The organism is Micromonospora sp. NBC_01638, assembly GCF_045209745.1.
GTDB lineage: Bacteria > Actinomycetota > Actinomycetes > Mycobacteriales > Micromonosporaceae > Micromonospora.
This window is the reverse complement of sequence record NZ_CP109273.1, coordinates 2,143,265-2,156,845: the sequence shown is the minus strand read 5'-3', so window position 1 is coordinate 2,156,845 and position 13,581 is coordinate 2,143,265. Positions and strand designations below refer to the sequence as shown.

Annotated in this window: 13 protein-coding genes; all 13 read right to left on the bottom strand. The window is 70.2% G+C overall.

What is annotated here, in order from left to right; genetic code table 11:
• Positions 1-53: 53 nt before the first annotated feature.
• Positions 54-470, bottom strand: a complete 417-nt coding sequence (locus tag OG811_RS10180; RefSeq protein WP_406075630.1) for an ATP-binding protein — start codon at positions 468-470, stop codon at positions 54-56.
• 60 nt (positions 471-530) lie between these two features.
• Positions 531-1,985, bottom strand: coding sequence for an ATP-binding protein (locus OG811_RS10175; RefSeq protein WP_406073674.1), 1,455 nt, complete (start codon positions 1,983-1,985; stop codon positions 531-533).
• A gap of 45 nt (positions 1,986-2,030) precedes the next feature.
• Positions 2,031-2,819 (bottom strand): glycerophosphodiester phosphodiesterase, encoded by a 789-nt coding sequence (locus OG811_RS10170; RefSeq protein ID WP_406073672.1) that lies wholly within the window; start codon positions 2,817-2,819, stop codon positions 2,031-2,033.
• Between the two features lie 10 nt (positions 2,820-2,829).
• On the bottom strand, positions 2,830-3,165 hold the full coding sequence (locus OG811_RS10165; protein WP_406073670.1) for a rhodanese-like domain-containing protein: 336 nt from the start codon (positions 3,163-3,165) through the stop codon (positions 2,830-2,832).
• Between the two features lie 58 nt (positions 3,166-3,223).
• Complete coding sequence (locus tag OG811_RS10160; RefSeq protein ID WP_406075629.1) at positions 3,224-4,159, bottom strand: LCP family protein; 936 nt, start codon at positions 4,157-4,159, stop codon at positions 3,224-3,226.
• Between the two features lie 202 nt (positions 4,160-4,361).
• Entirely contained in the window at positions 4,362-5,618 is a 1,257-nt protein-coding gene (locus OG811_RS10155; RefSeq protein WP_406073668.1) for an LCP family protein, read from the bottom strand.
• 193 nt (positions 5,619-5,811) lie between these two features.
• Positions 5,812-7,038: an LCP family protein gene (locus OG811_RS10150; protein WP_406073666.1), complete on the bottom strand. Its 1,227-nt coding sequence runs from the start codon at positions 7,036-7,038 to the stop codon at positions 5,812-5,814.
• A gap of 76 nt (positions 7,039-7,114) precedes the next feature.
• The gene (locus tag OG811_RS10145; protein ID WP_406073664.1) at positions 7,115-8,092 is read right to left on the bottom strand and encodes an NAD-dependent epimerase/dehydratase family protein; all 978 of its coding nucleotides are present in this window, start codon (positions 8,090-8,092) and stop codon (positions 7,115-7,117) included.
• A 90-nt stretch (positions 8,093-8,182) separates the two neighbouring features.
• Entirely contained in the window at positions 8,183-9,874 is a 1,692-nt protein-coding gene (locus OG811_RS10140; protein ID WP_406073663.1) for a cation acetate symporter, read from the bottom strand.
• Complete coding sequence (locus OG811_RS10135; RefSeq protein ID WP_406073661.1) at positions 9,852-10,217, bottom strand: DUF485 domain-containing protein; 366 nt, start codon at positions 10,215-10,217, stop codon at positions 9,852-9,854. Before OG811_RS10135 ends, OG811_RS10140 begins: the two co-directional genes overlap by 23 nt.
• Before the next feature lie 175 nt (positions 10,218-10,392).
• The gene (locus OG811_RS10130; protein ID WP_406075628.1) at positions 10,393-11,031 is read right to left on the bottom strand and encodes a flavin reductase family protein; all 639 of its coding nucleotides are present in this window, start codon (positions 11,029-11,031) and stop codon (positions 10,393-10,395) included.
• Between the two features lie 81 nt (positions 11,032-11,112).
• The gene (locus OG811_RS10125) at positions 11,113-12,816 is read right to left on the bottom strand and encodes an ABC transporter permease (RefSeq protein ID WP_406073659.1); all 1,704 of its coding nucleotides are present in this window, start codon (positions 12,814-12,816) and stop codon (positions 11,113-11,115) included.
• Entirely contained in the window at positions 12,801-13,565 is a 765-nt protein-coding gene (locus OG811_RS10120; protein WP_406073658.1) for an ABC transporter ATP-binding protein, read from the bottom strand. Before OG811_RS10120 ends, OG811_RS10125 begins: the two co-directional genes overlap by 16 nt.
• Positions 13,566-13,581: the final 16 nt, after the last annotated feature.

The following is a 13,581-nucleotide window of genomic DNA, read 5'->3' as shown; positions in this document are numbered from 1 at the left end:
ACAGCCTAGAGCCCCGACCGGCTCGCCGCGGGCGGGACCCGCCCGAGCCGCACTCAGCCCGCCGGCACCAGGTCGGGTCGGGGTGTCGGCGCCGGGTCGAACTCCGCCCAGACGCGCTGGCCCATGCCGTCCCGCTCGACGCCCCAGCGGGTGGCCAGACCGGCCACGATGTGCAGCCCTCGCCCGTCCGCCGCGTCGGGTCTGGCCGTCCGGAGCCGTGGCCCGGTGCTCGCGCCGCCGTCGGTGACGCTCAGCTGGATCAGTGCGCCCTCGGCCGAGGGCCGCAACCGCCAGGCCACCCGGATCACCCCACCGGGCAGAGGTCTGGCGTGCCGCACCGCGTTGCCCACCAGCTCCGCGAGCACCGCGATCAGATCCGCGAGGAGCGTCGGGGGTACGACGTCCGCCAGCTCACCGGCGAGCCGGTGCCGGGCCAGCCGTGCCCCGCCCGGGTGGTGGGGAACCACCACGCACCACGCCCGGTCCCTCGCTGCCGCTGCCACCGTCGCCTCCCCGTCTCGCCACCGCGGTCAACCGCGCGGTAGCCGCACTTCCGCGACCGTACCGCCGCCGGTCCTCGGACGTAGGGATACCCATCCATTCTGCTGTTCAACGATTCGGCGGACGAGATAGAGGCCGAGCCCTGCCCCGGGGTAGCCGCGCCGGTCGCCGGACTCGCCCTGCCAGAACCGGTCGAACGCCCGCTCCACGTGCTCGGGTCGGATGCCGATGCCCTGGTCGCTGACCCGGAACGCCACCAGGTGACCGTCGAACGAGGCGGTGATCTCGATCGGGGAATCCGGTGCCGAGTACTTGCCGGCGTTGGTCGTCAACTCGGTCAGCACAGTGGCCAGGCTGGGCCGATGGCCGAGCGCCTTGGGCAGGTCGGTCGGGAGGAGGAGCACCATCCGGCGACGCAACTCCGCCGGCAGGTCCACGACGGCGGAGCGCAGCGCCTCGCCGAGGTCGAACGGGGTGGGCGGGTCGTCCCCCGGCCCCGCCTCGGCCGCCGAGCTGAGGAGACGGTCGACCAACCGGGCCAACTCGTTGGCGCGTTGCCCGATCACCCGGGCAGCCTGCCGTCGGTCGACGTCGGTCAGCGACTCCCAGTGGTCGGTGAGGGTGTCCGCGTACCCCTTGATCACGGTGACCGGGGTGCGCAGCTCGTGGCTGGTCACCGCGACGAACAGCTCCCGGTCGTGGTCGCGGCGCTGCTGGTCGGTGATGTCGCGGAAGGTGACCACGCGCAACGTGCCCGGCCCGGGCAACTCGCCGGAGGTGATCCGCAGCCAGCGGCCGTCCGGCATCCGGTGGTCCCGAACCTGACCGGAGGGCGGCAGGGGGAACGGCAGCGGGCGGCTCAGCGCCTGCTCGGCCGGCCGGCCGGTGACCTGGGCGGCGGCTGGGTTCCAGAGTCGGACGTGTCCGTCCCGGTCGACGACGGCCAGCCCGTCGGCGAGCGCCGCCACCACTGGGCCGTCGCCGTGTACCGGAAGGCCGCTCTGGTCGCCGTACATGTGCGCGACGCAGGACGCGAGGTAGGCGACCACCGCCTGCTGCTCGGTGCCCGGTTCGTCCTCGCCCGGATAGAGCGCGTGCAGGCTGCCGACGGTGTGGCCGCCGATCTCGGCCCGGGAGACCACCATCCAGTGCAGGCCGCTGTCAGCCAGCTCGCCGGCCAGTTTGCCGTTGAGGTGGCGCACCCGAGCCTGGCGCACCCGTGGCCCGGCGAGCAGGCAGACGGTGTCCGGGTCGTCGGCCGCCAGCGGACGGCCGAGGGCCCATTCCGCCGCGCCGGTCACGGCGATCACGCGACCGCCGGTCGGACCGAACTCGACGAACGCCATACCGGTCGCGCCGAGTGCCGGCTGGACCACCCGGAGCAGCCGGGTGAGGACCGGCAGGCCCGCGTCCCCAGAGTTGATCATCTCGATCACGACGGTGTGGCCGGCGATGAGAGCGGGGAAGTCAATACGCTCCGGCATGTGCCGAGTCTGCCCCGCCGACCCGGATTTGGGCACCCCGCCCGGTCAGCGGCCCAGCCGGGCGAGGGCGTACGCCGGCCGATCGGTGATGATCCCGTCGACCCCGGCGGAAAGCACCAGCTCCAGGTCGGTCGGCTCGTTGACCGTCCAGACGTACACCTGGTTGCCGCCCGCACGCAGTGCGGGCAGCAGCTGCGGGCGGGCCCGGACCAGGCTGATGCCCGGTCCGGCGACACGGGTGCCGAACGGCAGCCGCCCCAACCGCAGCCAGCGCGGCAACACCTCCAGCAACAGCACCGTGGGCAGCGCCGGCGCGAGCTCGCGTACCCGGCGGACGGCCAGCGGGGAGAACGACATGACGGTGACCTGCACCGGGTCGTCCGGCGCCGGGTCGGCCAGCCCGTACCGGCGCAGCATGCTGACCAGTCGTCGTTCCACGTTCGAGCCGTAGCGGGACGGGTGCTTCGTCTCCACCAGCAGCCGGACCGGCCGGCCGGCGGCGAGCACCGCGTCCAGCAACCGGGCCAGGGTCAGCAGCCGGGTGTGCGACTCATCCGGCGGTAGGTCCCCGTTCGGCGCGCTGCCCGGATGCCACGAGCCGTAGTCCAGCGCGTCCAGTTCGGCGAGCGTGCGCGCGCTGACCAGACCGCGACCGTTGCTGGTGCGGTCGAGCCGTCGGTCGTGCACGCAGACCAGGTGCCCGTCCCGGGTCAGCCGGACGTCGCACTCCAGGCCGTCGGCACCCTCGTCGAGAGCGCGCAGGTACGCGGCGAGGGTGTGCTCGGGAAGGTCGTACGAGGCGCCGCGGTGCGCGAAGACCAGTGGGCCACCCATTCCGGCAGCCTCAGATGACCTGGCCGGGCTGCCCGTTCGCGTCGACCACCGGCCGACCGACCGCGGCCCACTGGCGCATCCCGCCGTCGGCGTTACGCACCTGCTCCCAGCCGTTGTTGATCAGGTAGGCGACGACCTGGGCGGAACGCCCGCCGGAGCGACAGACGACCGCCACGTCCCGGTCGGTCGGCACCTCCGCGAGCCGGGCCGGCAGCTCCATCATCGGCAGATGGTGGGCGGTGGGGGCATGACCAGCCGCCCACTCGTCGTCCTCCCGCACATCCAGCAGGTAGGTCTCGGCGGCGATTTCGGTCACGGGCACGGTGGGAACCTGGGGTCCGAACACAGGAAGCAACACTAGATCCTCGTGGGCCGGTTCGGCACCGACCCGGCCGTCGGCACCATCACAACCGGGTCACCCAACGGGGGTTGGCCTGCGCCCAGGCCGGCATTCGTGTGCCGCGAACCGCCTCGAAGAGCCCATTGCCCCCGTTGTCCAGCACCACGTACGAGACCTCGCCGATGCTCTGCGGCGCGGAGGGCACCTGGACGCCGCGCATCCCGTCGGGCGGCAGCGCGCGTAGCGCGAGGAGCAGGTCCTCCAGGGGTACGCCGTTGGTGTCGACGGTCAACGAGCTGCCGACCGCCCGGAGCACCTGGTCCATCTTGACCGGATCGCTGCGCAGGTCCGCCTTGCCGGCGCTGTCCAGCATCGCCCGGAGCAACTGTTGCTGGTGGTGCTGCCGGTCGTAATCACCGCCGGGTAGGTCGTAGCGCTGTCGTACGTAGTCCAGCGCCTGCGCCCCGTCCATTTTCTGGCAGCCGGTGGGAAATACCCGGTTGGTGTGGATTGAGCGGACCTCGGTGTCCACGCACATCTCCACCCCGCCGAGCAGGTCGATGACCTTCCGGAAGCCGGAGAAGTCGATCAACGCGGCACCGTCGAACCGGATTCCGGTGAGCCGGTTCAGGGTGGCGGAGAGCAGTTGGGCACCGGCCTGCCCGCCGCCGCCGTGCTCGTACGCGGCATTGATCTTGTCCTGGCCGCCACCGAACCCGTTCGCGGGCGGGATGGCGACCAGCAGATCACGCGGAATGGAGATCAGGTAGGCCTCCCGCTGCCCGGCAGGCACGTGCACGATGAGGATGCTGTCCGAGCGTTGGTCCGGTCCGCTGCTGCCCGGGCGCCGATCAGAGCCGACCAGAAGGTAGTTGAGGGGCCCGTGCAGGTCGGTCCGGTCGGTGCGGGCGTCGGGGGCGAGTAGTTGTTCCTTGGTCACCGTGCGGTCGTACCGGTGGCTGAGCGTCTTGAGCCCGGCCACGGCGAGCCCGGCCAGCAGGACGAGGGCCAGGCCGATGCCGAGCAGGATCCGCGACCCACGGGCGCTGCCTGATCGGGCGGACGGGGCCGCTCCGGCCCGGCCCGCTGCGTTCCGTCCCCACCTGGGCGTGACCGCCTCCCCGCAGCCGGTACGTGAAACCTACTCACGCCAGCCTAAGGACGGTGACGGCGTCGTCGCTGACTTTCCGCGACTCCCGGCCTCACTTCCGGGTGGAGATCACCTCGGGGTGGGTGAAGACGAACTCGGCGAGCTTGTCCTGCTTGACCGCCCGGAACATCGCCATCGTCTCTTCGTTCAAGCCCTCGGTGTTGTTGCCGTTGGCGTTGAAGGTGCCGTTGTTGGTCTTGAGCATCGTCAGCTCGTTGGCGGTGACCCCGCGCATGGTGAAGATGAGATCTTCGATCTTGGCGCCGCCGGTGTCCAGTACGAGCGACTTGCCCGCCGCCTTGGTCAGCTGATTCAGCTTGGCCGGGTTGGTCAGCATGCCGCCGTCGGTGGCCTTCTTGGCCATCGCCTTGATCAGCTGCTGCTGGTTCGCCTGTCGGTCGTAGTCGCCGTTGCGGAGGGACTTGCGCTGCCGGGAGTAGTCGAGTGCCGCCCAGCCCTCCATCTCCTGGCAGCCCTTCTTGTGCACCACCGGGGTCCGCGACTTGCCGGTCTTCTTGGCGTCCGCGTTCCACATCGGCTTGCCGTCGACGTACGACATGTGCAGCGACTTGACCTCCTGACTGACGCAGATGCGCACCGTGCCCAGGGTGTCGATGACGTTCTTGAAGCCGCCGAAGTTGATGATCGCCGCGCCGTCGAAGCTGATCCCGGTGAGCCGCTTGATCGTCTGCGCCATGAGCTGCGCGCCACCCTCCCAGCCACCGCCGTTGGCGGCGCCGGCCTGGAACGCGGCGTTGATCTTTCCGGTGCCGCCACCGTAGCCGCTCTTCGAGAACGCCGGGATCTGCGCCTCGGTGTCCCGGGGGATCGAGATCAGATACGCCTGATCATGCGTGGCCGGGATGTGCAGGATGATGATGCTGTCCGACCGGACGTCATCGGCGGCCCAGCGCTCCCGGGCGTCCACGCCGAGCAGCAACATGTCGATCGGGCCGTCCAGGCTCGCGCCGCCCTCGGCGTCGGACTTGCCGGCGTCACCCAGCAGGTTGCGCTGCGCGATGTCGCCGGTCGCCTGCCCGATCAGCACCTTGCTGCCGACGATGGCCACCCCGCTGCTGAGCATCAGCACCGCACCGAACACCACCGTCAGCCGGGCCCAGAGTGGGTCCTTGCGTCTGGTTCGCTTCTTCGACCCACCGCCACCCGCGCGGTCGCCGCCGCTGCCGGGCGGGCGACCGCCCGGCCCGCCGCCCGACGAGCGCGGCTGCGCTGGTATGGCCGCAGCAACCCGGCCGCTGGGCGCGGCGGACCCGGGGGACGAAGGGCGACGACTGGCCTGAACCGGCATTCGTGCTCCAGCTCGTGATCAGGAGGGGGAGGCACCACTGTACGTACATCAAATCGACTTGGCGAGTTCAGCCCGGGTCAATCCGGACGCCGATTTTCTCGAATCCAGTCGAACGTCGCCGCTCGATGACCCGAACGGCCGGGTGGCCGCAGGGCCGCCGACAGCCGTACCGGCAGGCCACCCGCCCGTACGGTCAGCCGCCGTTGTTGCCCTTCGGCGGGTTGGCCGTGACCCAGTCCGCCATGGTGTCCCCCGACATGGCCCGGTACATGGCGAGCGCCTTCTCCCGGTCGGAGACCACCACCGACTCGCCGTTGATCGTGTCGCTGCCCGAGTTCGGGCTGGTCACGAAGGTGAGGTTCTGGCCGCGCAGGTTGCGGAACTGCAGTGCCATGTCTGTAACCGAGAAACCCTGATCGACGGTTACGGCCGCGGTCACCGCCTGGAGAAAGTCGTTGAGCTTCTTCGGGTTCGCCAGCGTGCCGGTGCTCGCCGCCTTGTCCATCAGCGCCCGAAGGAACTCCTGCTGGTGCCGCATGCGGGCGAAGTCCCCGTCCGGAAACTGCTTGCGCTGCCGAATCCAGTCCAGCGCCTCCGCGCCGTCCATGTGGTTGGTGCCCTTGGTGAACGTCCGATACGGCTTGTGGATCGAGGTGACGGTCCGCTCCACCTCGAGGTCCACCCCGCCGAGGGCGTCCGTGACCTCCTTGAAACCGCCGAAGTCGATCGCCATCACGTGGTCGATCCGAACGTCGGTGAAGCACTCCACGGTACGTACCGCCAGCGGCAGCCCACCGAACGCGAACGCCGCGTTGATCTTCGCGCGCTGGCCGGAGCCGCAGTCCGCGCCGGCGCTCTCCGGGATCGGCACGTAGAGGTCACGCGGGATGGAGACCAGGTACGCCTCCTGGTGGTCGGCCGGAATGTGCATGACGATGATCGTGTCGGCGCGCCACTGACTCTTGGTGTCGACCGGCGCGTCCGGGTCCCGCGAGTCGCTACCGACCAACAGGATGTTCAGTGCACCGTCGACGGTCTTGACCGGCCGGCCACCGGTGATCTCCGCGAACGGGTCCGTGCGGGCCAGGTCACTGTTGAGGTTGCGGGCGTACAGCCAGGCACCGACGCCGCCGAGCAGCGCCAGCACCAGCACCGCGATCCCCCCCACGAGGGCGATCCGACCCCAGCGCGGTCGGGGGCCACGCCGCCCCGGCCCGCCGACGCCACCCGGCCCGCCGGGTCCTCTCGGCCCCGCCGGGCCGCCGGACCTGGGCACCTCCTCGTCGTACGACGGGTAGAAGCGCGCGTCGGTCGGACGGGCACGCCCGGAGGCGCCCCGATCGGGGCCAGGCACCGACGCGCGCCCGGCGCTGCGGTGCAGGTGCGGATGCGGGACGCCGGCAGACGAAGTCGCGGACATGTAACTCAGGGTACGTAGCACGAGCCACTACCGCCTTCAGGCGACACTCAGCGGCAGGCGGTGCGCAATGAAGCGGTTACCCTAGCCGCGCCCGGAAGTGCTCGATCGTGCGTCGCAGGCCGTCTTCGGGCGCCACCGTCGGCTCGTATCCGAGCAATTCACGGGCGAGCGTGAGATCCGGCCGACGCATCTCCGGGTCATCCGAGCTTCGGGTGACGTAGATCACCTGCGAGGTGCTGCCGGAGAGCGACACGATCAACTCGGCGAGTTGCCGCATGGACAGCTCATGCTCGGTGCCGCAGTTGACCGGGCCCGTTTCGGTCGAATCGAGCAGCAGCAGGATGCCCCGCACCAGGTCCTCGACGAAACAGATGGACCGGGTCTGGTTGCCGGTGCCGTGCACGGTGATCGGCTCGCCGCGCAGCGCCTGGGAGATGAAGGTGGGGATGGCGCGGCCGTCGTCCGGACGCATCCGCGGGCCGTACGTGTTGAAGATCCGGACGATCGCCGCGTCGAGCCCGCGGTAACGGTGGTATGCCATCGTCGCGGCCTCGGAGAAGCGCTTCGCCTCGTCGTAGACGCTGCGGACCCCGATCGGGTTGACGTTGCCCCAGTAGGTCTCGCGCTGCGGGTGCTCCTTCGGGTCCCCGTACGCCTCGGAGGTGGAGGCCATCAGGAACCGGGCGCCGTCGGCGACCGCGCGCTCCAGCAGGTGCAGGGTGCCCACCGAACCGACCCGGAGGATTTCCACCGGCAGTTGGGCGAAGTCGGTGGGGCTGGCCGGTGAGGCCATGTGCAGGATCGCGTCGAACCGCTGCGCCAGCGCCGGGTGGTGGGTCGGCAGACCCTCGGAGATGTCCGCTTCGACGAGGGTGAAGGTTGGCCGATCCAGTAGGTGGGCGACGTTTTCCTTGGAGCCGGTCACGAAGTTGTCCAGCGCCACCACCGTGCAACCGCGAGCGATCAGGACGTCCACCAGGTGCGACGGGACGAAACCAGCGCCGCCGGTGACGAGGACGCGGTGACCGGACCCAAAGCGCTCAGCAACCTTCATACCGCTCAGCCTACCGACCCCCGAAATTGCGGAAGGGCCCCCTGTGGACGTCGCGCGTCAACAGGGGACCCCTCCTCAGAGGTGCCGCGGTCAGTGGGCGCCGGCGCCGGTGAGGGCGCGCACCTCCAGCTCCGCGTACTTGTCCTCGTCGTGCTCCTTGGAGATGACAGTGCCGATCCACCCGCACAGGAAACCGAACGGGATGGAGAGGATGCCCGGGTTCGACAGCGGGAACCACTGCCAGTCGTGATCCGGGAACATCGAGGTCGGCGCACCGGAGACCACCGGCGAGAAGAACACCAGCAGTACGGCCGCGAGCAGACCGCCATAGATCGCCCACACCGCGCCGGAGGTGTTGAACCGCCGCCAGAAGAGGCTGTAGAGGATCGCCGGCAGGTTGCCCGAGGCGGCGACCGCGAAGGCCAGCGCCACCAGGAACGCCACGTTGAGGTTCTGCGCGTAGATCGACAGAACGATCGACACCGCGCCGATCCCCAGGGCGGCGATCCGGGCGACCCGCACTTCCTGCCGCTCCGACGCCTCACCCCGCTTGATGACATTCGCGTAGAAGTCGTGCGCCAGGCTGGACGAAGAGGCCAGCGTCAACCCGGCGACCACGGCAAGGATGGTGGCGAAGGCGACCGCCGCGATGATCGCCAGCAGAGCCGCCCCACCGAGTTCGCCGCCGAAGAAGTCGATCCCGAGAGCCTCGGCCAACTGCGGCGCGGCGGTGTTGCCGGCCTTGTCCTGCGCGGTGATCGCCTCGTTGCCCACCAGCGCCGCCGCACCGAAGCCCAGGGCCAGGGTGAGCAGGTAGAAGGTGCCGATGATGCCGATCGCCCAGAGCACGCTCTTCCGGGCCGCCTTCGCGGTCGGCACGGTGTAGAAGCGGATCAGGATGTGCGGCAGACCGGCGGTGCCGAGCACCAGGGCGATACCCAGGGACAGCAGGTCGACCTTGTTGTAGAAGGTCTGTGTCGAGTTGCCGGCGACCTCGACGCCGTACCGCAGCCCGGGTTCGAGGAACGCGCTGCCCTTGCCGGAGGCCTCGGCCGCCTGGCCGAGCAGCTCCGACAGGTTGAAGTTGAACTTCGCCAGCACCAGCACGGTCATCACCAGCGCGCCGCCCATGAGCAGGAACGCCTTGACGATCTGTACGTAGGTGGTGCCCTTCATGCCGCCCACGGTGACGTAGATGATCATCAGGGTGCCGACCATGATGATGGTGGCCACCTTCGCGGTGGCCGCGTCCATGCCGAGGAAGGTCGTCCCCGGCCGAATGCCGAGCAGCAGCGCGACCAGCGCGCCGGCACCCACCATCTGCGCGAGCAGGTAGAAGATCGACACCGTGATGGTGGAGACCGCCGCCGCCGTACGCACCGGACGCTGACGCATCCGGAAGGCCAGCACGTCGGCCATCGTGTACCGGCCCGAGTTCCGCAGCAGCTCCGCGACCAGCAGCAGGGCCACCAGCCACGCGACCAGGAAGCCGATCGAGTAGAGGAAGCCGTCGTAGCCGTAGAGCGCGATGATGCCGGCGATACCGAGGAACGAGGCGGCCGACATGTAGTCGCCACCGATCGCCATGCCGTTCTGGAATCCGGTGAAGGACCGGCCGCCCGCGTAGAAGTCGGTCGCCGTCTTGGTCTGCCGGCTGGCCCAGATGGTGATGCCCAGGGTCACCGCCACGAAGACCAGGAAGAGCGTGATGGTCAGGTTGCGGGCGGTGTGGTTGCCCGCCTCGGCCGCGAGGAACGTCTCAACCGCGAGGACCCTGCTCATGGGTCACCTCCCCGATCTCGGTGCGGATCCGGTCGGCGATTGGGTCGATCTTCCGGTCCGCGTACCGGGAGTAGAGCCAGGCGATCAGGAACGTGGAGACGAACTGGAGCATGCCGAAGACCAGCGCGACGTTGATGTTGCTGTCGAACAGTCTCGTGCCCATGAAGTCCCGGGCGTACGCGGAGAGAATGACGTAGAGCGCATACCACAGGAAGAACGCGACGGTCATCGGGAAGACAAAGCCGCGCAACGCACGCCGCAGCCCGGCGAACTCGTCCGACCGTTGTACGGCCAGGTACTTGTCCGACTGGGAAGCGGCCGGAGCGGGTGTGTCCGTGGACATCTGTGGATCACCACCTTCGCAGGCATCAGAGGAGTTTCGCGCACCGTAAAAGAGCGCACTCCCGGCAAGGAAGGCTGCGATCGACACCGGTCAGCGAATGCGCCGAGCGGTTGGCTGGGTGCGCCAAGTGACCCAGGTCACTCCGGTCACCGGTTGGTCTGGGCGGGCCGCCCGTTCAGCCCGGCAGCTCGTGATAGCGACCGCGATAGTGCAGCAGCGGAGCGGTCTCCTCGGCCAGGTCGACCGCCTCGACGGTGGCCTCCACCAGCAGTGCCCAGCCGTACTCCCGGGCAGTGTCCAGTCGGCACCCGGCCCAGCCGCCGGCGTCCGCCGGGACCGGACCGTACGGCGTGTCGATCCACGCACCGGTGGCGAAGAGCCCGCCGGGGGCGGGGAAGAGGCCGGCGAACCGGTCAGCGAGTTGCCGGTGCGGCGGGCCGAGGGGCGCGACCGCGAACCGGCCCGACTCCTCCACGGCCGCCCAGAGGTCGGACTCGGGGTCGATCAGCCCGAGCAGCCGGTCCGGTTCTCCCTCGGCCACCAGCGTGGACGAGACGGTCAGCCCGGCCGGGCCAGGCGCCGTCCACAGGGTCACCGGTGCGGCGAGCCGACCACGCAGGCGCCGTACCGGCGACCGCTGCCCGGTCGGCACCGCGAACGGATCGGTGTGGTGGATCTCGGCACCCGGTTCATGATTCACGTGAAACATTGTGCCGCCCCACCCCCGCGCCCAACCCAAGAAGCGCCAGTGCAGCTCAGCGCGCCGCCCCCTGCCCGCCCTCCCCCCGCCCCCCCGCCCCCCCACCTCGTTGATCTAGGGCATATCGTTGCTAGTGGATCTCGGATCACGACTATTTGCCCTAGATCAACGGGGGTGTTGGGGGTGCCCCGCTGGTCAACGGCGGGGGGTGACCGTGGCCAGCAGCTCCGGCTGGCGCCGGTCCAACACGTCGCCGGCCAGGTACGCGCCCAGCAGCGCCGCCCCCAGCCCGTACGCCGCGCCGACCGGTAGAGCCAGCCAAAGCCAGGCGTCACCGAGCAGCGCCGCGGCCACCACCATCGGCACTGCGGCGACCGCCGAGGCGAACATGGCCAGCAGGGTGAGCAGCCCCTTGGCCACGCCGGCACCGCTGTTCATGGCGAATGGGTTGCTCGTCTCCGGCAGCGAGTACGCCCCGAGCACCGAGACCAGGCTGTTCACCGCGAGCCCGGCACCATAGCTGGCGGCCAGGCCGCCAGCCGTGAGCCCGATCCAACCCGGTCGGCCGAGCACCAACGACAGCACCACCGCGACGAAGGCCAGCATCGGCAGCACGTACAGCGAGAAGGCCGTCATCCGCGCGCGCAGCTCGACCCGGCCGGGCACCCCGGCCACCACGTTCGCGGCGTACGCGCTGCCGTCGAAGCCGAACTGGTTGGCGAGGGTGACCGCGGCGAGCACGCCCACGAAGAGCATGGAGATGGTGACCAGGACCGGTGAGCTGTCGCTGGCACTCATCGTCAGTTCCGGCCCATCCCCGGCCGCGAACCCCGCGCCGCCCAGGTTGATCATCACTGGCACGAAGATGCCGACCACCGCGATCGTGATCAGGTTGGCCCGGCGGCGAGCGTCCCGCCACCAGTAACGGGCCTCCCGGGCGATCATGGCACCGAACCGGTCCCGACGGGCCCAGCCGGCGACCCGGGGGAACAGTTGGGCGACCGCGCCACCCGTAACTCCGCGCCGCGTCGGGGCCTTACCGGTGCTCGCCGCACCCACCATCGCCGACTCGAGCGACCGCGACCACCAGACCAGCACGGCACCGAGTGCCACCACCGTGATCAGCAACTTGATCGGCGCGGCCCAGACCCGCCCCTGGGCCACGTCGATGCCGGCGGTCCACGGTGCGCCGAACGGCGTCCAGCCGATCACGGTCGCCACGCCGGTCAGCCGGGTCCAGTCCGCGTCCTGCAACGCGGCGAGGCCGAAGACCTGCAACGGGCCGAGCAGCGCGGCGGTCACCGCCAGCAGCACGGCCGCCAGGTCGCGTACCCGGCGGGAACGCAGCATGGTGGCGAAGGCGCTGGTCACCGCCCGGCTGGCAGCCACGCAGAGCAGCAGCCCGGCGATCACGCCGACGGCGGCGACCAACCCCGCCGACCAACCGCCCAGAGACAGGGCGGTGAACACCAGCCCGAACGACGCGACCAGCACCGCCAGCACCGGCACGCTGATCAGAGCCGCGGCGAACAGGCCGGTCACCAATGTGCGGCGGGGCAGCGGCAGCAGCGCGAACCGGGCCGGGTCCAGAGTCTCGTCCACACCGAAGAAGACCAGCGGCAGGAGTAGCCAGCCGAGCACCAGCAGCCCGCCACCCGCAGCCGCGACCAGCACCGCGTACTGGCCGTTGCCCGTCAGGCCGGGCGCGGCAAAGAGAAAGAAGCCACCGACGGCGAACCAGAGCCCGACCAGCCCACCACCGATGAACAGGGCGATCCGCCAGCCCTGGCCCCGGAAGTTGTTGCCCATCACCCGCAGCTTGAGCCGCACGAAGTGCCGAGCGGAGACCGAACGCACGGGTGCCGCGGGTGTGACGGTCGCGCTCACCGGGAGAGCCATGACAACTCATCGCCGGTCGCGGTGCGTCCGCCGACCACCTCGACGAAGACTTGCTCCAACGAGCGGTCGCCGCGGACCTCGCCGATCGTCCCGACCCGCTTGATGGTGCCACCGGCCAGGATGGCCACGTGCGAGCAGAGCCGCTCGACGACCTCCATCACGTGACTGGAGAAGACCACCGTGCCGCCGCCGGCCGCGTACCTGGTGAGGATGCCCCGGATCAGCGCGGCGGAGACCGGGTCGACCGCCTCGAACGGCTCGTCCAACACCAGCACCCGAGGGCCGTGCAGCAGCGCGCAGGCCAGGCCGATCTTCTTCTTCATGCCCGCCGAGTAGTCCACCACCAGCGTCCGACCGGCGTCGCCGAGCGCCAGCACGTCCAGCAGCTCCGCAGCCCGCTGGTCGACCACCGCCGGGTCCATTCCCCGCAACAACCCGTTGTACGCCAGCAGCTCCGCCCCGGTCAGCCGGTCGAACAGGCGGACCCCGTCAGGCATCACGCCGAGCAGCCGCTTGGCGGTGACCGGGTCCCGCCAGACGTCGTGCCCGAGCACCCAGGCCGAACCGGCGTCCGGCCGCAACAGCCCGACCGCCATCGACAGGGTGGTGGTCTTGCCGGCGCCGTTCGGACCGAGCAGGCCGTAGAAGGAGCCGGCGGGGACGTCCAGGTCGACGCCGGCCACCGCGATCGTGCCGTCGAACCGCTTGGCCAGGCCACGCAGTGCGAGCGCGGGGTGCTCAACAGTCATGCGCCGACGTTATCCG